Origin of the sequence: Micromonospora chokoriensis (genome assembly GCF_900091505.1) — a bacterium.
In the GTDB taxonomy this organism is placed as follows: Bacteria; Actinomycetota; Actinomycetes; order Mycobacteriales; family Micromonosporaceae; genus Micromonospora; species Micromonospora chokoriensis.
Map to the genome: position 1 here is coordinate 6427151 of NZ_LT607409.1, position 21093 is coordinate 6448243.

23 protein-coding genes are annotated in these 21093 nt (G+C 72.3%); 7 read left to right on the plus strand and 16 right to left on the minus strand.

Translation table 11 applies throughout. The features are described from left to right. Position 1: 1 nt before the first annotated feature. The 7 genes from GA0070612_RS29120 to GA0070612_RS29145 all read right to left on the minus strand — a co-directional run bounded on the left by GA0070612_RS29120 (position 2) and on the right by GA0070612_RS29145 (position 8153). Positions 2-2710, minus strand: coding sequence for an FtsX-like permease family protein (locus tag GA0070612_RS29120; RefSeq protein ID WP_088990825.1), 2709 nt, complete (start codon positions 2708-2710; stop codon positions 2-4). Beyond that, on the minus strand, positions 2707-5889 hold the full coding sequence (locus GA0070612_RS29125; RefSeq protein ID WP_088990826.1) for an ABC transporter permease: 3183 nt from the start codon (positions 5887-5889) through the stop codon (positions 2707-2709). The genes GA0070612_RS29120 and GA0070612_RS29125 overlap by 4 nt, the downstream gene beginning before the upstream one ends. 106 nt (positions 5890-5995) lie before the next feature. After that, on the minus strand, positions 5996-6160 hold the full coding sequence (locus GA0070612_RS32040; protein WP_167393685.1) for a hypothetical protein: 165 nt from the start codon (positions 6158-6160) through the stop codon (positions 5996-5998). Further along, positions 6157-6372 (minus strand): helix-turn-helix domain-containing protein, encoded by a 216-nt coding sequence (locus GA0070612_RS29130; RefSeq protein ID WP_030488645.1) that lies wholly within the window; start codon positions 6370-6372, stop codon positions 6157-6159. Before GA0070612_RS29130 ends, GA0070612_RS32040 begins: the two co-directional genes overlap by 4 nt. Then, positions 6372-6806 carry a DUF2975 domain-containing protein gene (locus tag GA0070612_RS29135; protein ID WP_231924382.1) on the minus strand — a complete coding sequence of 145 codons (435 nt, stop codon included), beginning with the start codon at positions 6804-6806 and terminating at the stop codon, positions 6372-6374. Before GA0070612_RS29135 ends, GA0070612_RS29130 begins: the two co-directional genes overlap by 1 nt. Positions 6807-6882: 76 nt before the next feature. Next, entirely contained in the window at positions 6883-7527 is a 645-nt protein-coding gene (locus tag GA0070612_RS29140; RefSeq protein WP_088990828.1) for a YdeI/OmpD-associated family protein, read from the minus strand. Beyond that, positions 7524-8153 carry a hypothetical protein gene (locus tag GA0070612_RS29145; RefSeq protein WP_088990829.1) on the minus strand — a complete coding sequence of 210 codons (630 nt, stop codon included), beginning with the start codon at positions 8151-8153 and terminating at the stop codon, positions 7524-7526. The genes GA0070612_RS29140 and GA0070612_RS29145 overlap by 4 nt, the downstream gene beginning before the upstream one ends. Positions 8154-8242: 89 nt before the next feature. On the opposite strand from GA0070612_RS29145, the gene GA0070612_RS29150 reads away from it, so the two are divergent. Next, positions 8243-8797 carry a hypothetical protein gene (locus GA0070612_RS29150; RefSeq protein ID WP_088990830.1) on the plus strand — a complete coding sequence of 185 codons (555 nt, stop codon included), beginning with the start codon at positions 8243-8245 and terminating at the stop codon, positions 8795-8797. A gap of 39 nt (positions 8798-8836) precedes the next feature. Here the strand turns inward: GA0070612_RS29150 and GA0070612_RS29155 are convergent, their stop codons facing one another. The 4 genes from GA0070612_RS29155 to GA0070612_RS29165 form a co-directional block, all read right to left on the minus strand. After that, positions 8837-10231, minus strand: coding sequence for a hypothetical protein (locus GA0070612_RS29155; RefSeq protein WP_157742638.1), 1395 nt, complete (start codon positions 10229-10231; stop codon positions 8837-8839). Between the two features lie 16 nt (positions 10232-10247). Further along, positions 10248-10439: a hypothetical protein gene (locus tag GA0070612_RS31710; protein ID WP_157742639.1), complete on the minus strand. Its 192-nt coding sequence runs from the start codon at positions 10437-10439 to the stop codon at positions 10248-10250. Positions 10440-10446: 7 nt separating this feature from the next. Then, positions 10447-11697 (minus strand): HNH endonuclease signature motif containing protein, encoded by a 1251-nt coding sequence (locus GA0070612_RS29160; protein ID WP_088990832.1) that lies wholly within the window; start codon positions 11695-11697, stop codon positions 10447-10449. A gap of 288 nt (positions 11698-11985) precedes the next feature. Then, positions 11986-12174, minus strand: a complete 189-nt coding sequence (locus tag GA0070612_RS29165) for a hypothetical protein (protein WP_088990833.1) — start codon at positions 12172-12174, stop codon at positions 11986-11988. A gap of 67 nt (positions 12175-12241) precedes the next feature. On the opposite strand from GA0070612_RS29165, the gene GA0070612_RS29170 reads away from it, so the two are divergent. Next, positions 12242-12547, plus strand: coding sequence for a hypothetical protein (locus GA0070612_RS29170; RefSeq protein WP_231924383.1), 306 nt, complete (start codon positions 12242-12244; stop codon positions 12545-12547). 73 nt (positions 12548-12620) lie between these two features. Here the strand turns inward: GA0070612_RS29170 and ligD are convergent, their stop codons facing one another. Next, positions 12621-13652 (minus strand): non-homologous end-joining DNA ligase, encoded by a 1032-nt coding sequence (ligD, locus tag GA0070612_RS29175; protein ID WP_088990834.1) that lies wholly within the window; start codon positions 13650-13652, stop codon positions 12621-12623. Between the two features lie 47 nt (positions 13653-13699). Here ligD and msrB point away from each other — a divergent pair, with 47 nt between their 5' ends. Beyond that, complete coding sequence (msrB, locus tag GA0070612_RS29180) at positions 13700-14104, plus strand: peptide-methionine (R)-S-oxide reductase MsrB (RefSeq protein ID WP_088990835.1); 405 nt, start codon at positions 13700-13702, stop codon at positions 14102-14104. Positions 14105-14158: 54 nt separating this feature from the next. Here msrB and GA0070612_RS29185 read toward each other — a convergent pair whose 3' ends face one another. Together GA0070612_RS29185 and GA0070612_RS29190 are read right to left on the minus strand one after the other, a co-directional pair. Next, the gene (locus GA0070612_RS29185; protein ID WP_088990836.1) at positions 14159-14740 is read right to left on the minus strand and encodes a DUF305 domain-containing protein; all 582 of its coding nucleotides are present in this window, start codon (positions 14738-14740) and stop codon (positions 14159-14161) included. Positions 14741-14803: 63 nt separating this feature from the next. After that, positions 14804-15544, minus strand: coding sequence for a lytic polysaccharide monooxygenase (locus GA0070612_RS29190; protein WP_088990837.1), 741 nt, complete (start codon positions 15542-15544; stop codon positions 14804-14806). Between the two features lie 245 nt (positions 15545-15789). Between GA0070612_RS29190 and GA0070612_RS29195 the strand changes: the two genes are divergently transcribed. The 4 genes from GA0070612_RS29195 (at position 15790) to GA0070612_RS29210 (ending at position 18908) form a co-directional block, all read left to right on the plus strand. Beyond that, positions 15790-16050, plus strand: a complete 261-nt coding sequence (locus tag GA0070612_RS29195) for a Prokaryotic metallothionein (RefSeq protein ID WP_088990838.1) — start codon at positions 15790-15792, stop codon at positions 16048-16050. A gap of 204 nt (positions 16051-16254) precedes the next feature. After that, complete coding sequence (locus GA0070612_RS29200; RefSeq protein ID WP_088990839.1) at positions 16255-17196, plus strand: DMT family transporter; 942 nt, start codon at positions 16255-16257, stop codon at positions 17194-17196. A 37-nt stretch (positions 17197-17233) separates the two neighbouring features. Next, on the plus strand, positions 17234-17689 hold the full coding sequence (locus GA0070612_RS29205; protein WP_088990840.1) for a GNAT family N-acetyltransferase: 456 nt from the start codon (positions 17234-17236) through the stop codon (positions 17687-17689). A gap of 118 nt (positions 17690-17807) precedes the next feature. Next, a complete protein-coding gene (locus GA0070612_RS29210) occupies positions 17808-18908 on the plus strand; it encodes a lytic polysaccharide monooxygenase auxiliary activity family 9 protein (RefSeq protein WP_088990841.1) in 1101 nt (366 codons plus the stop codon). Positions 18909-18979: 71 nt separating this feature from the next. On the opposite strand, the gene hemQ is transcribed toward GA0070612_RS29210, so the two are convergent. Both hemQ and hemG read right to left on the minus strand, forming a co-directional pair. After that, on the minus strand, positions 18980-19681 hold the full coding sequence (gene hemQ / locus GA0070612_RS29215) for a hydrogen peroxide-dependent heme synthase (RefSeq protein ID WP_088990842.1): 702 nt from the start codon (positions 19679-19681) through the stop codon (positions 18980-18982). Continuing rightward, positions 19678-21087: a protoporphyrinogen oxidase gene (gene hemG / locus GA0070612_RS29220; protein WP_088990843.1), complete on the minus strand. Its 1410-nt coding sequence runs from the start codon at positions 21085-21087 to the stop codon at positions 19678-19680. The genes hemQ and hemG overlap by 4 nt, the downstream gene beginning before the upstream one ends. Between the last annotated feature and the right edge of the window lie 6 nt (positions 21088-21093).

Below are 21093 nucleotides of genomic sequence, written 5' to 3' on the forward strand. Positions count from 1 at the left end.
CTCAGCTCTCCTCTCCGAGCCGAAGCACCTCTCCGAGGCGCAACCGGCGGTTGTTCAAGGCCTCGACGGCGACCGCGAAGCCGAGGGCGACCGCCCCGAGCGCGAGCACCGCGGCGACCAGGCTGGGCTCGAAGGCCACCTGGACGGGCACACCACTGGTGAACGCGGACAGGCCGAGCACCGGGTTGAGCAACAGGGGCAGCACCGCGCCGACCAGCGCACCGGTCAGCACCGACACCGCGACCAGCGGGGTCAACTCGACCAGCAGCAGCCCTCGCCACTGTCGGCGGGACAGGCCGAGGGTCCGCAGCCGGGACAGCACCTGGCCCCGGGCGCGCGCCCCGGCGAGCACCGTGAACGCGATGGCGAGCAGCCCGAGCACGCTGCCGCCGACGGCGCCGGCCAGGAACCCGAACGCCAACACGCCGTTCGCCCCGCCGTCACCGAGATCCCGGCGGACGTCCTCCCGGGTGTCGACGGTGACCCCGATCAGCCGTTCCCGACCACTGAAGGCACCGTTGCGCTGGTAGCGCTCCTGCCCCTGGTCGCCGGCCCGGCGCAGCGCCTCCGCGTCCAGCGAGTCGCCGGCGATCAGCAGGCTGGACGGCGCGGGTGTGGTGATCCGCTCCGGGAGTGCCTGCCAGGGCAGGATCACGAAGCGATCGGCGTTCTCCGACACCAGCGGGAAATCGTCCTCGGTGTCGGCCACCCGGAACTCGTACCGTTGCCCCTGCACCGAGATGAAGGCGGAATCGCGCAGCCCGGCCTTGGCCAGGTCGGCGGCGACCGCCGGTGAGACGATCGCGGGCAGCGGCCCCGGGCCGGGCCGCGCGGTGCGCACCGCGTCCGGCACCGGCAGGTCCACCTGGGATTCGCGGGCCACAGTGTCCAGTCCCGAACCGTCGACCAGCAACACGTCCGTCTGGGCGAGCCGCGCGTCGGTGCCGACCTCGTCGGACGCCAGCCGCTCGTCCTCCTGGTAGACGACCCGGGTGACAGCCCGGACCCCGGGCAGGCGACCCAGCTCGTCGATCGTGTCCGGGGCGAAGCGTTCGCCGCGGATCACCGCGTCGGCCGGCACGATCCGCTCGGCGGCCCGGTCCCGGCTCGCGTCGACCCCGGCGGCGACGACACCGCAGAACGCGGCGGTGCCGATCGCCAGCACCACGACGACCAGCGGCGCGGCGACCGCGGCGCGACCGGCCCGCGCCGTGCCGAGGAAGGCGACGCTGCCCCTGGTCCGCGCGGCAAGCCGGCTGACCAGCAACAACGGCCAGGGGTACGCCCGCAGCGCGAGCACCGCGGCGGCGATCGCGAGCAGCACCGGCACCGACACCAGCAGCGGGTCCACCTCACCCGGGGTGAGGCCACGTCGGCGCAGCAGCACCGCGCCGAGCCCGGCCAATAGCAGCAGGGAAACCTCGACGGTGAGCCGGCGGGCCGACGGGCGTACCCGGATCAGGTCCCGTCGGGACGCCCCACCGGCCGGTACGGCCAACGTCGCCAGCGGCAGCGCGAGGGTGACGAGCACTGTCGCCCCGATGACGTACGGCGCGGTCGGGTCCGGGGCACCGGGGAACAGGGTGCCCAGCCACCAGCCGAGCGCGGCCGCGATGGGCACCACCAGCACCGATTCGGCGAGGCTGCGGCGGGCTCCGGCGGTGGCCGCGCCACCACGGGCACGCAGCAGCACGAACTCGGCGCGACGCCGGCGGATGGCGAGGCTGGCGGCGAGCACGATGAGTCCCGCCAGGGTGGCCAGTACGCCGGCCGCGATCACCGCGAGCAGGGTCCGGGCGGCGTTGATCTGGGCGGCGAACGAACGCAACGGAACGTCGATGCCCTGGGTCAACGTGAGGTCCGCCGGCTTCTCGCGCTGCATCTGCTGCAAGCCGTCGATCATCTGGTCCAGGTTCTGTGCGTCGATCTCGTCGACGCCCGGGCGGTACCGCCAGTTCGACTGGACCGGCCAGCCCTCGGCGGCACGTTTGTTGAGAGTCGACTGCGCGACCACGCCGACGATGGTGAACGGCTGGCCGTCTCCGACCGGTTCGATGATCTGGAGCAGCTGCGGCAGACCGTCCCAGATGCCGTTCGCACGATCGACCGGGCGGAACAGCCCGGACACCACCAGCGGGACGCCGCCGAGGAATCGGCCCTTGTCGTCGGTGTTGCCGATGCGCAGTTGGCTGCCGGACCGCAGGTTGAGTTTGCGGGCCACGTCGACGTCGAGCGCCACCTCGATCGGCCGGTCCGGCACGTACGTCTCGCTGGGCCACGCCCCGTCGACGAGTGTGCTGGCGTTCTGGATGTCGGGCAGGGTCCGTAGGCCCAGGTCGACCAGCAGGTTGCGAGCGGTGAGGTCCGGTCCGACCACCCGGGCCGGGGCGATGTCCGCGCTGTACCACTGCTCGGACACCGTCGAACGCACCTGCGGCGGCATCGCCGCGGCCAGGGCGTCGAATCGTTCCCGGGCCTTGCCCATGACCGTCGCCGTGGGGGGCGCGTCGACCACCCCCGTGCTGTACGACAGGTCGCGACGGGCAGCGGGTTCGCTGACCAGCTGCGCCCGCAGCCCGTGTTCGGCGAGACGGTTGACCAGTCGGGGCACCCCGCTGATCAGCAGTGTGACCACCAGGGTCAGCACCGCCAGGAGCAGGAACTGCCCGCCGTACGTCCGGACCCGCCGGACGGCCGCGCCGACGCTCATCGTTCTCCCCCGATTCGCAGCTGCACCGCCGCCACCCGCTGACGGATGCCGGTGGCGATGAACGCGCTGAAGGCGAGCGCCGCCAGCAGCAGACCGACCGCGGTCAGACCGATCGGAACCCAGGGCAACGCGAACGTCGCCGGGGGAATCGGTCGGCCGGCGGCCGGGGTGAGGATGACCAGCGGGGCCATGGTCGCGCCGACCGCGGCACCGAGGAGCAACCCGACTCCCACGCCGATTCCGGCGAGGAAGGTCTGTTCGGCCAGGAGCGCCCGGGCCATCAACCGAGGTGTGGCGCCGAGGGTGTGCAGCACCGCGAACTCGCCGAGCCGCCGACGGGCGGTGGCCCACACGTCCACCATCAGGCCGACGAGGGCCAGCAGCACCGCGCCGAGCGCGGCGGCGAGCATTCCGGTACGCGAGCCCTGCCAGTACGGGTCGTCGGCGGCCGCCTCCATGACCGCCTCCCGGTTGAGCACCGTGACGCCGGGCAGGTCACCGGCCGCCCGGGCGGCGGCCGTCGGGTCGGTGGCTCCGATCCACCATTCCGGCACCTGTCGCACCGTCCCGTCGGTACGGATCAGGGTGTCGACCGCCGCGGGCAGGTCCAGCAGCACGCCGGGCGCGGTGGTGGTCGGCACGGCGCGCAACTCACCGATCAGGCGCACCGGCACCGTCGCCCCGGAGAGCGTGAAGTCGACGGTGTCGCCGACGCGCAGGCTCAGCGCCTCGCGTACCTGGGGGGTCATCAGCACTGGTACGGCCGCCTTCGGACCCGGCACGACCACGAACCGGGTCGACTCCTGGTCCATGCGCCCCCACTCCGGCTGCCGTTCCACCGGGCGGGTGGTCACGAATCCGCTGCCGCTCAGCTTCACCGGAAGGCGCGGTCCGCGGGCCCAGGTCGTCGCCCACTCACCGGTGAGTTCGGCAGGGCGAGCCGTGCCGGCCGCGTCGACCAGCTTCAGGTCGCTCACCTGCAACCCGTACGAGTCGCCGGCCACCCGCCCGCCGTCGGCCTCGAACCCGGCCACCCGGAGCCGCGCTCCCCCCACGTCGGGTAGCTGGACCGTGAAGCGGGTGGCCCGCCCGTCGCTGGGGGCGGCAACCGCCGGAAGCCGGAAGGCGAGGCCCTCCGTGCTGGTGACCAGCAGCGCCACCGAGATCTGGTGCGGTTCGGACGCGTTCGCCACCGGCGTACGGACGGTTCCGGTGATCGTGCGGGTGCCTTCGGGTAGCTCGATGCCCCCGGCTGCCGCCCGCGCGCCGATCATCCGCTGGTACTGCTCCGAGACCGGCCCGTCGGAGAGGCGGTCGGCGAGGCGGACGGTACCGGGTGCGTTGGCCGGGTCGACACCGATCACGGTCGCCGGCAGGTTCTGCCGGCCGACCCGGACCTCGTCCCGCCAGGCCGGCAGCACCCGGTCCACGGTCGGCAGCGCGGCGAGCTCAGCAGCCCTGTTCGGTGGGGCGACACCGGCCCGCTCGGTGATCCGCACGTCGGCGCCGACCGTGTATCCGGCCTGCTCGACCTGGGACCGCTCACCGGTGCTGATCAGTGACCAGGCCAGGGTGCTGCCGCCGACGGCGAGGGCGAGCAGCAGGACCGGGCCGGCGTGTGGACGCCGACCGGCCTGCCACATGCCGAACATGGTGGCCGTCCAGGGGCGTCGGTCGACGAAGCGCTCCGCGAACCGGGTGAGCGGCGGGAGCACCCGCAGCGCCAGCACGGCACCGGCCAGTACGCCGAGCGTCGGGGCGGCGACCAGCAACGGGTCGAGCCCGAGCTGGCCGCCTGATCCGGCCAGCGGCGAGGCGTACCGGCGGAGCTGCACCCAGGCGAGTACGGCGAGTGCCACGAGCACCAGGTCGACGCTGGCGCGTTGGACGCTCGCCGACCGGTTCGGCCGGGACCGGGACGCCATGTCGGCCACGTACGTGCCGGCGCCGCGCAGCGTCGGGAGGACCATGGCGACCAGGCAGCCGGCCGCGGTGGCCGCCGCTGCCGCCCAGACGAGTGTGGTGTTGCCGCCGGCGGTGTAGAGGGACGCGGACCCGCCGGGTCTGATGTACCGCAGCGCCTCACCGGCGATCAGTGGACCGAGCACGGCTGCCGGGGCGACCACCAGGGTCGCCTCCCGGGCGGCCAGTCCGGCCAGCTGCCGGCGGGCGGCGCCGCGGGCACGCAGCAGCGCGGTCTGCGGGCGGCGGTCCTCGTGCAGGAGGGCTGCGACCAGCACCAGCGCGTACCCGCCGAGCACCAGGATCAGCAGCAGCGGGGTCGCCAGCGAGGAACGGCCCACCAGGTCGGCGCGGCCGATCCGGTCCAGCAGCGTCTCCATCTTCGTCACGGTCTGCCCGGAGCTGCCGAGTTGGGCAGCCTCGGGCACCGCGGTGATCGCCTCGGTGAGCGCCTGCCGCACGGCGGGGAGGTCGGCGGTGTCGACGCCACCGAGGTCCGGTTGGGCCAGCCAGGACGCCGACACCGATCCCGGGAACATGGCGACGAAGTCGGCCGGGTCGAGCGTGAACGGCCCGTACGAGGTGCCGGAAGCGGCGCTGCCCGCGCCGACCCCGGGGGCCAGCAGCCAGTACGTGTCGGTCGGGTCGCGGGGCCGCCAGGTGCCGGCGAGCACCAGTTCGCTGCGTCGTTCGGTGGCCCGGTCGCGCACCGGGATGCGTTCGCCGACGGTGAGGCCCAGGGTGCCGGCGACCCGCTCCGGCAGGCTCACCTCGACGGGGTTCGCGCCGGGGCGGGGCCACGCTCCGGCGGTCAACTCCGCGTGGCCGGCGAGGTCCTCGAGCGTGGCCAGGTTCGCGAAGACCGGCTCGTCGCCCGGGCGGGGAACCTGCCCGAGGTCTCCGGTCAGCTCCCGTCCGGTGCCGTACCGACCGGCGGCGACGGTGACCGGGGCGCCGGCGAGCCCGTCGGCGAGCTCCGCGCGGACGGCCTTGTCCCGGTTCGCGAACTCCGCCGCGTCACGTCCACCGGACCCACTGACCAGCAGCCCGCGCTCCTCGGCCGGCGAGGCGGCGACGAGGGCCCGCTGCCCGGCGTCCACCGCCCGCCGGTTGTAGTCAGACAGCCCGGTGACCAACGCGACGGCGACGAGGGCGGCGATCACCGCGGCAACCAGCAGCCCTCGCGCCTCGCGGGCCCGTCTCCACACCAGCTTCATCCGACGCCTCCCCTGGCCCTGGCGGGCCGACGACCATCAAGACAGGCCACCCACCGGGAAAGGTTCGCGCCCGTTACATGATCGTTATTACGGGAGGGTCGGGCGGCTACCTGCCGCTTCGAACCGTGCGGATGCCGAACACCACCGAGCCGATCACCAGCACGACGCCGATGAGCTGGAGACCCGGGGAGTCGTCGGCCCCTCCGAGTACGACGCCGGCGATGCCGAGCGCCACACCGAGGAACACGACGGCGATCAGGGCGTACCTCATGGGGTTTCCTCCTCCACCCATTCGAGCAGGTCTCCGGGCTGGCATTCGAGCACCCGACACATCGCCTCCAGGGTGCTGAAGCGGACCGCCTTGGCGCGGCCGTTCTTGAGCACCGCCACGTTGGCCGGCGTGAGCCCGACGCGCTCGGCGAACTCTCCGACGCTCATCTTGCGCTTGGCCAACTCGACGTCGATGCGGACGACGATGGGCATCAGATCACCGCTTCCATGTCGGTCCGTAGCGTGGTGGCCTGCCGCAGCAGCGCTCGCATCACCACCATGAGGAGCCCCAGCACGGTGACGCCCACCGTCAGGAGGAACAGCAGGAGTGGCACTCCCGGGTCGTCCGCGTTGAAGCCGACCCACAGGAAGACCCCCACGAGCACCACCCAGGCGGCGGCGATCGCCCAGACGATGGCGTCCACCCACTTGAGGGACGCCTCGGTGAAGATTCGGTCGTTCTTGACCAGGCTGAGCAACTGCCACGTCGCGACGATGACCACCTGGACGCACAGCACCCAGAACACCGTCACGGCGGTCGCCGGCCAGCGCAGGTGCGCGTCCTGCGGCGACTGTTCGGCCATGTACGCGAACTGGCCGGGCAGCGAGAGGGTCTGGAACACGACCAGGACCCCGAACAGCACCACGAGAAAGACTCTGAGAGCGGCTACCGCTCGATGCGTTGTAACCATGCATCGAGTTTCGCTCGTTACCTATCGAAAGTCAATCGGTTCGCTCGTCGGCGCTCCGTGGCACGACACCCTCACCCGCCGGCAACGGCCTCGCCTTCTGCGGGTGGAACGTCTCGTGCCGGGCCAGCATGGCGACGAACTCGACGATCTTCCGCTCGCGGGTCTCCACCCGCTTCACCGCGTTGAGGCGGTGGATGAGGGCGAACCGGTTGGCCTTGGTGAGCACGTCGAGCATCGCCTGCGCGGCGGGCTCGGCGGCGACGGCGGCGAGGAGGTCGGCCGGCACCTCCGCCTCCGACGGTGGGGCGTAGGCCGCCGCCCACCGACCGTCCGCCTTCGCCGCCTCCACCGCGGCCCGCCCGGCCGGCGTCATCCGCCCCGACTCCTCCAGCCGGGCCACGTTCGCCACGTTGCGTTGCGACCAGGAACTGCGCGGCCGGCGTGGGGTGAACCGGATCCACGAGGTCCCCTCGTCGCGTTTGCGGGCCTGCCCGTCGATCCAGCCGAAGCACAGGCCCTCGTCGACGGCCTGCTGCCAGGTCAGCGTCGTGACCGTGCCGCCCTTCCTGGTCAGGGCCAACCAGACCCCGGGCGACGAGGTGTGGTTGGCCGACAACCAGGTGCGCAACCCGTCGGCATCCGCCACGACCAACTCAGCCAGCTCGGCGTTCGTCATGCCGGCACGCTATCCCCCGGGTCCGACAGCCGGTGACCACCGTGGGACGCGACCAGCGCGTCCGCCACGAGGTCGGCGTCGGCGTCGGCCACGTCCGACGGGTACTCCGGCAGCAGGTCGTCCCAGGCGACCAACCACGACCCGAACAACTGGGCCTGCCCCTCCGGCCGGGCGAAGAACCAGACGTGCAGGTGTGCGCCACCATCTCCGAAGCGATAGACGTGGGCCCGCGAGATGTGCGGCAGCGCCTGCACGTGGCGTGCGATGCGGGTGCTCAACAACCCCAGCTCAGCGGCCAGATCGTCGGGCAGATCCTCCATGTCGTGGTGCTCGAGCGGCATCAGCATGAGCACCAGCGGGACGGCGACGCCCTTGATCCGGATCAGCCGCCAGCGCTCGTTGAACCAGATCCCCTCGTTCCGCTTGCGGCAGGCATCGCAGTCCGACGGGTCTTCGCCGTGCCGGGCCGGCTCCGGGAGCACCGGCGGCCGCAACGGCGCCACCCGAAGTCCGTCCGGGTCGAACGGGCTGATGTCCCAACCCGTCATGCGTGCCAACGGAAGACGGTGTTCGCCGTCGGCAGCAGCGAGCGCGTGGTCGTAAAACTCGTCCGGTCGCAAGGCCATGCGGCAGACACTAGTACGAGATGATCCACATTGGCCGGCTCCGGAGCACGCACCTGACCGGCCGCCACGGCGACGGGAGGAGGTTGCGCATGGCCGTCGACCCGATCGGGCGCAGGGGCAGGGACCTGGTGTTCTCCGACAGCACCGATCGTTGGATCGGCCGGCTGCTCCTGCTGTTCCTGGTGGTGGCCCTGCCACGGGAGATGTCCAGGCCGAGCCTGGCCGGGTTGCCGTTCGACGTCGGCGCGGCGGCCTTCTTCGCGATCCTGGGCTGGCTCTCTTTCCGGATGGGTTTCCGCCTGCGGCTGACCGCCCGGCGCGATCACTTCGAGGTGGTCAACCCGCTGAGCGTCGACCGCATCGACTACCGCGACGTGGCCTCGATCGACCGTGATCTGCTCTCGCTCCGCATCACGCTGGTCTCCGGACAGCGGGTCCGGGCGTGGGGTCTGTCCGACTCGCTGCTGCACACCCGAGGATCGAAAGGGCAGGACCTGGTCGACCGCCTCGGCGCGATCGCCGACGAGCGGCAGACCGCCAACGGCTCGCCTCGCTCTCGCAGCCGTTTCCCCGACTGGTGGATGGCGCTCGCACTGTTCGCGCTGTTCTCGGGGGCGATCGTCCACCGCCTGATGACGCACTGACCCGGCGTACCGCACCCTCTTCGTGGCGGCGGCGGCCGGTCACGGGCGGGCCGACGCCCTCGGGATCCGACCGGGGTCGTTGATCTGCCGCCGGAAGGCGAGGTACGCGCTCAGGTTGACCAGCAGCATCACCAGCCCGACCACCGAGGCCAGGAGGCCCACGTCGAGGCTCGGCAGTGCCACGAACGTCAGTGCGGCGAGCACGATGGCGAAGATGTTGAGGAAGGTGAAGCCCAGCACCAGTTCGTTGAGCAGGCGGGACCGACGGTCCTGGAGCCGACCGACCAGTTGCTGGTGCAGCGTTCGGACGAAGTCCAGCCGCTCGTCCAACGTGGTCAGGACGAGCCGGAACTTCCACTGCTGCTCCAGCGCGTTCCAGACGGTGCCGCCAGCCGCGTCGAGGTGGGCCTCCACTGACGAATAGCCGAGCCGGAACAGCCGGATGCGGTGGTAGCCGCGCAGGATGCGCTTGGCCTGGTCTTCGAGAGCGCTCATCGACAGGTCCGCGCGCCCCGGGTCGATCTGGGACAGCTCGGCCGAGAGCACCGCGTCGTAGCGCAGGGCCGCAGCCCAGCAGACGTGGTGCACCCCGGTCAACCGCGCCAACAGCAGGGCCGGGCGCGACCCGAAGTCGTTGACCACAGCCGTGGTGTGCGAACCGACCCGCAACACGCCACCCCGGGCTCCGTCAGGCGTGCAGTCCACGCCGTCCGGGGTGAACGCCTCGGCGATGGCGCGCCGCCGCGCCGGATCGCAGTCCGGGTCCACCCGGACGGCGAAGGTGGTGTTGGCCCAGAGCACGAACACCTCGTCCGCACCGGCCGGCGCCGGCAGGATGGCTCGCAGGAGCCGGGTCACCGCGGGCACCATCCGCTGCACCGGCGGGGCGACCTCGTCGACCACGTCGCCGGCGCCGCTGACGATGCCGTCCGGAAGTTGGTACGTGACGCACAGGAGACCGCAGTCGACATTCCAGAGGCTCACCCGAGCAGAGAGCACCTGCCACGCACCTGATGCCGTCGTGGGCACGAGCGAGGGGTCGATCTCCTCCTCGGCGATCCGCAGGATCTCCTGGCCGCCGCTGATCTCCGTGGTCGGCCGTGGCATGCTGCCGAGCAGTTCGTCGAGGAGCCGTTGACCATAGGGCTGCAACGCCAGATCGTCGAGGCCGTCGGTGAGGTTCCACCCCGTCGGCACGTCACGTGTGGCACCGGTCTCGGTGGACAGCTGACACGGGAAGTAGGCGACCACACGCACCGACGTGACGTCCTTGAGCATCAGCGACCTCTCCCCGACCGACCCTCGCAGGGTATCGAGGAAGTCAACAACGTCGATCATTGCGAGCGCCACATCGACACGGCCCCGGGCCAACCAGCGCAACCAGCGCGGTCCGGCCAACCAGCACTGCGCGGCGGCGGCGCGACGACTCGGCATGCACCGTGGCGGCGTCTCACGGGCGGGCCTTCCAGCCCTGCAGCGCGCGACGCGACGGCGCGCGGCTCGGCAGCGCGCGACCCAGCAGCGCGCGACCCGACGTCCAGGTCTGGTAGCGGCTGGCCTCCGAGTGGCGGGAAACCGAGGCGCACGCGAAGGCCACGGCCACGACGTGATTGGCGGCCAGCCCGTGCCGAGCAACCCTCACCAGTTGGCTACGTTCGCCGGTGGTAGTGGTTGCGGCGCGGGAGCTGGTTCGGATCGAGCCAGGCCGGTGGCACGAACTCGGGTCGCCCGTCGTCGCCGAGCCGGATCACCCAATCGCTGTGGTGAACGTGTCGGTGGTGGTGGCCGCAGAGCAGGACGGCGTTGTCGAGGCTGGTGGGGCCGCCGTCGGCCCAGTGGTGGATGTGGTGAGCGGCGCACCAGCGTGGCGGCCGGTCGCAGCCCGGGAACGCGCAGCCGCCGTCGCGCAGCACGAGGGCCCGTCGCAGTGGGCCGGTGATGAGTCGGCGTTGCCGACCGACGTCGAGGATCTGGCTGGTGCCGCCGAGGACGGCGGGCAGGATGGCAGCGTCGCAGGCCATCCGGCGCACCGTGTCGGGGGTGAGCTGGAGGCCGATGTCGAGCGCCCCGGCACAGAGTTGCTGGGTGAGGGTGTCGTAGTCGGTGGTGACGACGATCTGGGCGGGGTCGCCGCCGCTGTCGGGCAGCTCGCCGGTGCGCAGGGCGAGTCGGCAGACATCGGCGAGGGCGTCGTGGCGACGTTGCCCGGGCGATCGTGTGTCGTCGGGGCCTGACGGTGCGCTGAGCGGGTCGATGGCGGCACGCAGCAGGCCGGCGGTCTCGGCGTCGAGGGTGCCGGTGAGCCGCAGGCGGCCGTCGGTTTGCGTGGAGAGGGTGAGGTGTCGGTCGCGGGCGGCGCGGGCGTCGTCGGCGGCCAGGGCTGCTGCTGCGGCGGCGTCGGCGAGGTCGGGGGCGACGTGGTCGAGGATCCGGGTGCCCATGCGACGTAGCAGGGTCGGGTCGAACTGCCCGGCCCACTCGACCAGCACGCCAACCGCTTTGTCGGCCACCTCGACGCCCGCCGACGCCGTCACCGTGGCGGCCGTGTCGGCGATGACCCGCGCCTGCTCCGCACTGACCATCCCGCCCGCCAACGCCTCCCGCACCGCAGGTGGGGCGACGTCGACCGAGGCCGCGAGCCCGACCAGCCGACGCGCGGCGGCGACGTCGAGCCGCAGGCGATGACGCAGCCACACCGTCGTCGAGGACGCGCCCTGCGCGACTGCGGTGCCCCGCCCGTCCAACTCCCGGACGACCGCCAACTGCACCGCCGCCAGCCGCTGCTGCAAGCGATGGGTGGCGTCGAGCGCCGCGATCAGCTCGCGCTCGGAGAGGGCCCAGGCAGCAGCGTCGGCGCAGCTCGCCACCGCACTGTCCGCCCGCGCCAACTCATCGATCACAAGCAAATCTTAGAACAGGCGTACGACAAAAATCGGCCGCGCGAAAAGCAGAAACCGAAGCGACGGCCCACCGAAAGCAACCACCGCCAAGATCTGCACAACATCAGCGATGTTGCTGCCTCCCAGGCGTCGGAGGCAGCAACATGCGGGAAGTTGCACGAATCTTGGGCGCGGCATCGGGTCGAGGCGGACGCACAGCAGGGCCGGCGGGCGAGCTGTGCACGCGCCGCCTAACGAGTGATCAGCCAGCACCGCCGCAGCAGGACGAGCCACCCCTGGAAGACCTTGTCAATCTTCCGCCAGCTCCGGGCGGTACTCCCGGATCCAGGCCACCACGTCCGACTTCCGCCAGACCTTGCCCTGCACCAGATCGGCCACCGGGTCCGGGAAGTTCCGGTGGCTGGTGATCACGTAGACCCGCTGCTTACTGATGCCGCCGAGCATCACGCGAATCTCCGCAGCGCCTACCAGCTCCATATGGCGGACCGTAAACAGTTGACCCGACTCCTTGACCCGGGGCAACTTACCGGTCACCGTAAAGGGCATGTCGAAGTCGAACGGAAACAGCGCCGATCGCGCGCCCTTGAGTGACCTGCACCCGGTGCATCAGCACCTGCCGCGGCGGCCCTCCTGGCTGTGCCGTGTGTGCGCCGCTACCTGGCCGTGCCCGTGCGCGCGGATGTTGCTGCGGGTGGAGTACGGGACCGACCGGGTGGCGTTGTCGATCTACATGGCCAGCCAACTGTTCGACGCGACGGCCGACCTGCTCACGCTCAACCCCGACCCGGGACCCGACCCACGGGAGCTGTTCGACAGGTTCCTGGCGTGGACGGCCCAGCCCCGCCCGTGACCGCGTCAGCGGCCCAGCCCCGCCCGTGACCGCCTGAACGGCCCAGCGTGCCCGTGACCGCGAAGGGGGTGTGTCAGGGACCGTCGGGGGTGCGCTTGGCGCGGCTGGGCTGCACGCGCTTGGGTTCGCCGGGCATCTTCGGGTGGTCCGGCGGGTACGGCAGGTCGCCCTGACCGGCGGCGGCGTCGCGGTCGGCCCATTCGAGCAGCGGGGTGATGTCCCACGGGGCGTCGTCGATGCCGGCGTGCGGGTCGCCGCGCTCGGCGAGCCGGGCCGGGACGGTGCGCAGGTCGAAGTCGTCCGGGTCGACGTCGGGCAGTTCGTCCCAGGTGACCGGGGTGGAGACGGTCGCCCGCGCGTTGGCCCGCAGGGAGTACGCGCAGGCGATCGTGCGGTCGCGGGCCATCTGGTTGAAGTCGACGAAGACGCGGCTGCCGCGCTCCTCCTTCCACCAGGCGGTGGTCACCAGGTCGGGGTGGCGGCGTTCCACCTCCCGGGCGAGCGCGATGGTGGCCCGACGCACCTCGGTGAACGTCCAGCGGGGTTGGATGCGCAGGTAGACGTGCACCCCCCGACCGCCGGAGGTCTTCGGCCAACCGGTGACGCCCAGCTCGTCGAGGAGCGCCCGGAGCTCACCGGCGGCCCGCGCGGCGTCGGCGAAGTCGGTGCCGGGCTGCGGGTCGAGGTCGATGCGCAGCTCGTCGGGCCGGTCGGGGTCGGTGGCGCGCACCGGCCAGGGGTGGAAGACGATGGTGCCCATCTGCGCCGCCCAGGCCACGTGCGCCAGATCGGTCGGGCACAGCTCGGCCGCGTTCCGGCCGCTCGGGAAGGTGATCTCCGCCGTGGTGACCCATGGCGGCACCCCCCTGGTGGGCACCCGCTTCTGGAAGAACGCCTCACCACCGATGCCCTCGGGGAAGCGTTGCAGCGTGGTGGGCCGGTCCCGCAGGGCGCGCATGATGCCGTCGCCGACCGCGAGGTAGTAGTGGAAGACGTCCGCCTTGGTGAACCCCCGCTCGGGGAAGATCACCCGATCCGGACTGCTCAGCCGTACGCTGCGCCCGGCCACCTCGACCTCGGTGACCGCCGCCTTGGTGCCCGCCATCCCGCGACCATATGCCACGCCCCCGACGTTCGACGTACCGTTGGGGGGTGAGTCTTGACGACAACGAGCTGCCCCGCACCGAGGACGAGTGGCGGGTCCGGCTGACCCCCGAGGAGTTCCACGTCCTGCGGGAGGCCGGCACCGAACGGCCCTGGACGGGCGAGTACGTGGACACGAAGACCCAGGGGGTCTACCACTGTCGCGCCTGCGGTCTGGAGCTGTTTTCCAGCGACACCAAGTTCGACTCGCACTGCGGGTGGCCGAGCTTCGACGACGCCATCCCGGGCCGGGTCAAGGAGATCGAGGACCGCAGCCTCGGCATGGCGCGTACGGAGATCCGGTGCGCCCGCTGCGACAGTCACCTCGGGCACGTCTTCCACGGTGAGGGCTTCACCCCGAAGGACACCCGGCACTGCGTCAACTCGATCTCGGTCCGCCTCGAACCCCGCTGAGCAAGGGCAAGCAGCAAGGCGCAGGCAGCAAGGCCCAAGGAACCGAAGGGCCGCTCAGGGCGTACCCCGGAGTAGGTCGACCTCGGCGGTCCGGGACTGCTCGATCCGCCGGGCCAGGTCGCGGACCCGCTCGTTGCGGCCGACGTCGACCTGGGCCCGGGCCAGGTCGGCGGCCGACCGCTGGTGGTCGGCGAGCACCTCGCGCAGCACCCGGTCGACGTCCGGGGCGGGCGCGTTGCGCAGCCGGTCGAGCGCCGCGTCGTCGCCGTGCCCCTCGTGGTGGTGCGCGGCGGCGCTGGCGCCCGGCCCGGTGGTGGGCAACCAGCCGCGCATGGCGACCAGTTCGTCGGCCTCGGTGGCCTCGATGGCGGCGGCCAGGGTGCGCAGCGCGTCGTCGCGCACCCGGTCCCGGGACGACCGCACGATCTGCAGGGTGCGTTCGCTGTGCCCGACCATCGTGCTGAGGAACACCAGGTCGATGCCGCTCATCGCGCCCAGGTCGGCAGTGGGTCCGGCGACCGTGGAGCCGGCCGGGGGCGCGGGGGCCGGTTGCGGCCCGCCCGGGTCGGGTGACCCGGCGCAGGCGCTGGTGAGCAGCAGGGCCGCGAGCACTGACACCAGAGGGGTACGGGGCATGTCGGTGCTCCGTTCAGGCGGGGGGCGGCGACGGGTGCGACCCGAGGGGCCGCACCCGCACGGTCAGACCTGCTGCCAGAGCGCCGGTACGTTCGGCGGCTCCCAGCCGGGGATGGCGGTGTGCGCCTGCCGGCAGCGGTAGGTGGTTCCGCCGTAGGTGACCTGGTCGCCGACCTGGTACGCCCGGCCGCTCGCCCAGGTGCCGCCCTGCGCGGGCGGAGTCGTCGGCGTGGGGGTCGGGGTGGGTCGTGGGGTGGCCGTCGGGGTCGGCGTGGGGGTCGGGTTCGAGCCGCCACCGCCGATCTGCACGTCGATGCAGGAGTAGAAGGCGTTCGCCGTGTCGGAGATGTTCCACACCGCGAGGATCTTCTGCCGACCGGAGAAGCCACCGAGGTTGACGGTGTGCGAGACGGTGGCACCCGGCTGCTGGCCGTTGCCGTTCACCACGCCGACGCGGGTGTTGCCGATCCAGTACTCCCAGTTGGCGGTGGCGTGCCGGGCGGTGTTCACCCAGGTGAAGGTCAGCGAGCTGCCGACCGAGGTGGCCGGCCAGCCCCGGCTGTCGTCGTTGAGGACGGCGAAGCCGGAGATTCCGGCGTTGCAGCTGCGCAGACCCTTGGGTCCTTCGACGCTCTGCGGCTCGTACTTGATCTGCCCGCAGTCGGGGACCCGGCCCTGCGCGCAGAGCGCCTGCCGGCTCGGCGGGGCAGAGACGTAGCCGTGGGCCTGCGCGGGGGCGGCGACGGTGAGGGTGGCGGCGACGGCACCTGCCGCCACCAGCGGGACGGTGATTCTTCGACGCATGGGGCAGCTCCTTCTCCGGGGTCCGGTGGGTGCCCCCAAAATAATTTAAACATTGTTAACAGTAAAGACTCCCATCAATAAATGAATCGATGGTGGCGGTTTTCTTCGGCGGAGGTGGAGCAGGCCACCCCCATGACACGCCGGACCGACACGCCGCCGGTCGGCCGGAACATCGACAATCCGCCACCCAGCGCGCCGCATCGAGGGCAACCTGTAGTTACTTGTCCTTATATGGGGGTTTTCTCGTGGCAACCTGCGAGGTCTGCGGCAACGACTACTGGATGGCGTTCGAGGTACGCACCGTCAGCGGCGACGTGCACACCTTCGACTCGTTCGAGTGCGCGATCCACCGGATGGCACCGATCTGCGAACACTGCCAGATCAAGATCGTCGGGCACGGCGTCGAGGTCAACGGCCGCTTCTTCTGCTGCGGCCACTGCGCCCGCGCCGTCGAGGGCGAGGTCGGTGCCGAGATCCGCGACGCCGTCGGGGCACGCCCGGCCTGACCGCGCCAACCCGCCCCGCCCCGCCCGACCGCCCTCCTGCGGTACGGTCGTCGCCATGCGGCCACTGCTGGGCGTCCTCCCCCCGCCGCGCTCCTGAACGGAGCGCCGCGCTCTCGCCGACCGGGTGACTGACCCCGTCGGCCGTCCTGCCGTACGCGCTCCGTCGACGTCGTCCCGTCAACGGCTCACCCTCGGAGCGCCCTCGTGTCCCTCTCCCGAACCACGCGCCCGGCCGCCCCGGCGCCGGTCGTCCACCAGGCCCGCACCGGCCTGATCCAGATCACCGTCACCGGCGTGCTGTGGGGCACCACCGGTGTGGCGGTGCACCTCCTGCACGACAGCACCGGGCTCAGCTCGGTGAGCATCGGCTTCCACCGCCTCGCCATCGCCGCGCTCGTCCTCCTGGCGTGCACCGCCGGTCGACTCCGCACGGTCCTGGCCGCCCTGCGCGCGGCACCCGTACCGCTGCTGCTCACCGGCGTCGGACTCGGCCTCTACCAGGCGCTCTACTTCGCCGCCGTGACCTGGGCCGGGGTCAGCGTCGCCACCGTCGTCAGCCTGGGCGTGGCCCCGGTGCTCGCCGCCGCCTGGGAGTCGGCACGCGCCCGCCAGATCCCCGGCCCGGTGCGACTCGGGACGCTGGTCGCGGCCGTCACCGGTCTCGTCCTGATCACCACCGCCACGGCGGACCCCGGCGCGGCGGCGCCCGCACCCCTGCTCGGCCTGCTGGCGGCGGCCGGCTCCGGCCTCGGGTACGCGGTGACCACCCTGATCAGCCGGCACGCGTCGCAGCACACCACGCCGATGACGCTGACCACCATCTCGACAGTGGTCGGCGCGCTCACCCTGGCGCCGTTCGCCCTGGTGTCCGGAATCGGCGTGCCGGTACGCCCCGACACCGTGGCGCTGCTGCTGCACCTCGGCGTGATCACCACGGCGGTGGCGTACGCGTTGTTCTACGCCGGGCTGCGCACCACAGCGGGCAGCGTGGCCGCTGTGCTGACCCTGCTCGAACCGCTCACCGCCGCGGTGCTGGCGGTGGCGCTGCTGCACGAGCCGCTGCCGCTGCCGGTGGTCGTCGGCGGCGCCCTGCTGCTCAGCGCGGTGGCCGCCACCTACCTGGCACCTCGGGCGAGCACCGGATGAGGCGGCCCAGGCAGGTGACGCGGCCTAGGATCGTCGGATGCCCTCGCAGACCACCGCCATCCGCACGGCCGCCTTCGCCGACCTGGACACCCGCACCTTCCACGACCTGCTCAAGCTGCGCATCGACGTGTTCGTGGTGGAGCAGAACTGCCCGTACCCGGAACTCGACGGTCGCGACGTCGAGCCGGGCACGCGGCATCTCTGGCTGACCGACGGCGGCGCGCCGCTGGCGTACCTGCGGATCCTGGCCGAGCCGGACGGCACCGCCCGGATCGGTCGGGTGGTGGTGGCGCCGGAGGCACGGGGCGGCGGGCACGCCGGCCGGCTGATGACCGCGGCCCTGGAGGTGGTCGGCGACCGGCCCAGCGTGCTGGAAGCCCAGTCGCACCTGGTCGCGTTCTACGGCCGGCACGGCTTCACGGTCAGCGGCCCGGAGTACGTCGAGGACGGCATCCCGCACACGCCGATGCGGCGTGGTGCCATTGACGCCTGACGATCGAGCTGGCATGGTGCCGGGTAGAGCCATCGCAGGAGCCAGCGAGTAGGCACGGGAGTGGGCAACTCCCGTCGGTCCGGGTGTCGTCGTCCGACCTCATCCCCCCGGGGGCTCCATGTCCACTTTCATCCGATCACGGCGCGTGTTCTGGTTGTTCGCCGTCGTGACGGCCGCCGTGCTCCTGTTGACCACAGCGCTGACCACGATCGTGGCTCAGCCCGCCTCCGCGCACGGCTCGGTCGTCGACCCGGCGTCGCGCAACTACAGCTGCTGGCAGCGCTGGGGTGGCGACTTCCAGAACCCTCGGATGGCCAGCGAGGACCCGATGTGCTGGCAGGCCTGGCAGTCCGACCCCGCCGCCATGTGGAACTGGAACGGCCTGTTCCGGGAGGGTGTGGGGGGCAACCACCAGGCCGCCGTCCCCGACGGTCAGCTGTGCAGCGGCGGCCGCACCCAGAGCCCCCGCTACAACTCGCTGGACACCGTCGGCGCCTGGAAGACCACAGCGGTGTCGAACAACTTCCGGCTCCGCTTCTTCGACCAGGCCAGTCACGGCGCCGACTACATCCGGGTGTACGTGACCAAGCAGGGCTTCAACGCGGCCACCCAACCGCTCGGCTGGGGCAACCTGGAGTTGGCCGGCCAGATCGGCAACACCCCGGCCTCGCAGTGGGACAAGGACACCGGCGGCGTCTCGATCCAGATCCCGGTCAACGCGCCGGGACGCACCGGACGGCACATCGTCTACACCGTCTGGCAGGCCAGCCACTTCGACCAGTCGTACTACCTGTGCAGCGACGTCGACTTCGGCGGGGGAACGAGCACGCCGCCGCCGACCACGCCGCCGCCGACCACCCCACCGCCCACGACTCCCCCGCCCACCACCCCGCCCCCGACGACGCCGCCGCCGGCCGGGGCGTGCACGGCTACCTACCAGGTCACCGGCCAGTGGTCCGGCGGCTTCCAGGGTGAGGTGAAGGTGACCGCTGGTGGTTCACCGACCCGAGGCTGGTCGGTGAGCTGGAACTACGGCAACGGCCAACAGGTCACGTCGTCCTGGAACGCCACCGTCAGCACCAGCGGCACGCAGGTCACGGCACGTAACGCCAACCACAACGGCAGTCTTGCCGCCGGCGCGAGCACCACCTTCGGGTTCCTCGGCTCGTGGAACGGCAGCAACCCGGTTCCGCTGGTCACCTGCACGACGACCAGTTGATCCCCGGCCGGCGCCGCACCCGGGCGGGGGTGCGGCGCCGGACGGCGGGACTCACACCAGGCGGGCGGGGCTCAGACCAGGCAGTTGACGATCTCCGCCACCGAGCGGCGGCGGCCCGTGTAGAAGGGCACCTCTTCCCGGACGTGCCGGCGGGCGCCGGACGCACGCAGGTCCCGCATCAGGTCCACGATCCGGTGCAGCTCGTCGGCCTCGAAGGCGAGCATCCACTCGTAGTCGCCCAACGCGAACGAGGCCACCGTGTTGGCCCGTACGTCGGGGTAGCCCCGGGCCATCTTCCCGTGCTCGGCGAGCATCTCGCGCCGCTCGGCGTCGGGCAGCAGGTACCACTCGTACGAGCGGACGAACGGGTACACGCAGATGTAGGGGCGGGCCTCCTCGCCGGCCAGGAACGCCGGGATGTGGCTCTTGTTGAACTCCGCCGGCCGGTGCAACGCCATCTGCGACCAGACCGGGGTCATCGCCCGACCCAGCGTCGTACGCCGGAACCGCAGGTACGCGTCCTGCAACGCGTCACTGGACGCGGAGTGCCACCAGATCATCACGTCCGCGTCGGCGCGCAGACCGGACAGGTCGTACACGCCCCGGACCACCACGTCCTTGCCGGCCAGCTCGTCGAAGAGGGCGACGACCTCACCGGTGACGTTGTCCCGCAGCGACGGCAGCGGGGAACTGGCCCGGAACACCGACCACATGGTGTAGCGGATGCTGTCGTTCAGCTCCCGCAACCGGGCCGCGTTGGTCTGCTCGGTCATCTCGCCGATCCTCCCAGTGCTGTGATGATCTCCTCGGCCGCCGTCTCGCCGGAGCGGACGCAGACCGGGATGCCGACGCCGTCGTAGCCGGCGCCCGCGAGGGCCACTGTGGGGTACGCGGCCCGCAACGCCGCGCGTGCGGCGGCGACCCGGCCGGCGTGCCCCGGGGCGTACTGGGGCAGCGCCCCACCCCACCGCTGCACGTGTCCGTCGACCGGGGCGGGCAGCGGGGTGCCGAGCACCGCCGACAACTCCCGGTGCACGGTGGCCGCGAGGTCCGCGTCGGGGCGTTGCAGGTGCGCCTCCTCGCCGTACCGGCCCACCGAGGCGCGCAGCAACGCCACCCCGTCCGGCCGACGCAGGTGCCCCCACTTGGTGGTGAAGAACGTGGCGGCCTTGGTCAGCAGGCCCTCGGTGCTGGGCACCAGGAAGCCGGACAGCTCGGGCAGGCGGGGTTGCGGCACCGCCAGGGTCACCAACGCGACGCTCGCGTAGTCGAGTTTCCCGACGGCCGCGGCGGCCTCCGGGGCCGGGCCGGCGAGCAGCCGGGCCGCCGGCCGGGCCGGCACCGCCAACACCACGGCGTCCACGTCCACGAACTCCGGGTCGCGGGTCGGGCCGACGGTGAGCCGCCAGCCGGAGCCGGCCGGGGTCACCTCGCGCACCGCCGCGTCGCGCCGGACCGTCGCGCCGCTGGCCACCACCGCCGCCTCGACCAGGGTGCTCAGCCCACCGACCAGGGTGCCGAAGACGGGCGCGCCGGGTGCCCGGGGCGCGGCGGCCTGGGCGGCCCGGACCGCGCCGACCAGGGTGTGCTCCACCCGGGCCGTGCGAGCCAGCGCCGGCATCGTGGTGACCAGGGACAGGTCGTCGGCGCGGCCCGCGTACACACCGCCGAGCATCGGGTCGACCAGCCGTTCGACCACCTCGTCGCCGAAGCGGGACCGGACCAGCGCGCCCACCGACACGTCCGCGTCGGGCCCGATCAGCGGCCGGCCACCGTCGGTGTCGGCGTCCGCGAGCGGGCGGGCGACGGTCGTCACCCGTTCCAGATCCCCGGGTACGCCCACCAGCGTGCCGCCCGGGATGGGGCGCAGCCCCCCGTCGACCACGAGCGCCGCCTGCCCCACGGTGGGGTGCACGACCTTCTCGGCCAGCCCGAGCCGGCGGATCAGGGCCACCGCCGCGCTCTCGGCACCGGTCGGGTCGCGCATCAGGAACGACTCGGCGCCGAACTCCACCGGCTGGCCGGCCAGCTCACCGGTGCGCAGCTTGCCGCCCACCGCGCCGGACTGCTCGTACACCGTGATCTCGGTGTCGGCCGGCGCGCGGTCGCGCAGGCGGACCGCGGCGGCCAGCCCGGCGATCCCGCCGCCGACCACCGCCACCCGCCAGGGCCGCCGCATCGCCTT

Bases quoted from the DNA above. Each gene is read 5' to 3' on its own strand.
- GA0070612_RS29130 (WP_030488645.1), bottom strand. From the start codon at position 6,372: ATGCCCATCGTCGTCCGCATCGACGTCGAGTTGGCCAAGCGCAAGATG.
- GA0070612_RS29205 (WP_088990840.1), top strand. From the start codon at position 17,234: ATGCCCTCGCAGACCACCGCCATCCGCACGGCCGCCTTCGCCGACCTG.
- GA0070612_RS29140 (WP_088990828.1), bottom strand. From the start codon at position 7,527: ATGACGAACGCCGAGCTGGCTGAGTTGGTCGTGGCGGATGCCGACGGG.
- GA0070612_RS29190 (WP_088990837.1), bottom strand. From the start codon at position 15,544: ATGCGTCGAAGAATCACCGTCCCGCTGGTGGCGGCAGGTGCCGTCGCC.
- hemQ (WP_088990842.1), bottom strand. From the start codon at position 19,681: ATGACCGAGCAGACCAACGCGGCCCGGTTGCGGGAGCTGAACGACAGC.
- GA0070612_RS29155 (WP_157742638.1), bottom strand. From the start codon at position 10,231: ATGCCGAGTCGTCGCGCCGCCGCCGCGCAGTGCTGGTTGGCCGGACCG.
- GA0070612_RS29125 (WP_088990826.1), bottom strand. From the start codon at position 5,889: ATGAAGCTGGTGTGGAGACGGGCCCGCGAGGCGCGAGGGCTGCTGGTT.
- GA0070612_RS29150 (WP_088990830.1), top strand. From the start codon at position 8,243: ATGGCCGTCGACCCGATCGGGCGCAGGGGCAGGGACCTGGTGTTCTCC.
- GA0070612_RS29165 (WP_088990833.1), bottom strand. From the start codon at position 12,174: ATGGAGCTGGTAGGCGCTGCGGAGATTCGCGTGATGCTCGGCGGCATC.
- hemG (WP_088990843.1), bottom strand. From the start codon at position 21,087: ATGCGGCGGCCCTGGCGGGTGGCGGTGGTCGGCGGCGGGATCGCCGGG.
- GA0070612_RS29120 (WP_088990825.1), bottom strand. From the start codon at position 2,710: ATGAGCGTCGGCGCGGCCGTCCGGCGGGTCCGGACGTACGGCGGGCAG.
- GA0070612_RS29210 (WP_088990841.1), top strand. From the start codon at position 17,808: ATGTCCACTTTCATCCGATCACGGCGCGTGTTCTGGTTGTTCGCCGTC.
- GA0070612_RS32040 (WP_167393685.1), bottom strand. From the start codon at position 6,160: ATGAGGTACGCCCTGATCGCCGTCGTGTTCCTCGGTGTGGCGCTCGGC.
- ligD (WP_088990834.1), bottom strand. From the start codon at position 13,652: ATGGCGGGCACCAAGGCGGCGGTCACCGAGGTCGAGGTGGCCGGGCGC.
- GA0070612_RS29185 (WP_088990836.1), bottom strand. From the start codon at position 14,740: ATGCCCCGTACCCCTCTGGTGTCAGTGCTCGCGGCCCTGCTGCTCACC.
- GA0070612_RS29170 (WP_231924383.1), top strand. From the start codon at position 12,242: ATGTCGAAGTCGAACGGAAACAGCGCCGATCGCGCGCCCTTGAGTGAC.
- GA0070612_RS29145 (WP_088990829.1), bottom strand. From the start codon at position 8,153: ATGGCCTTGCGACCGGACGAGTTTTACGACCACGCGCTCGCTGCTGCC.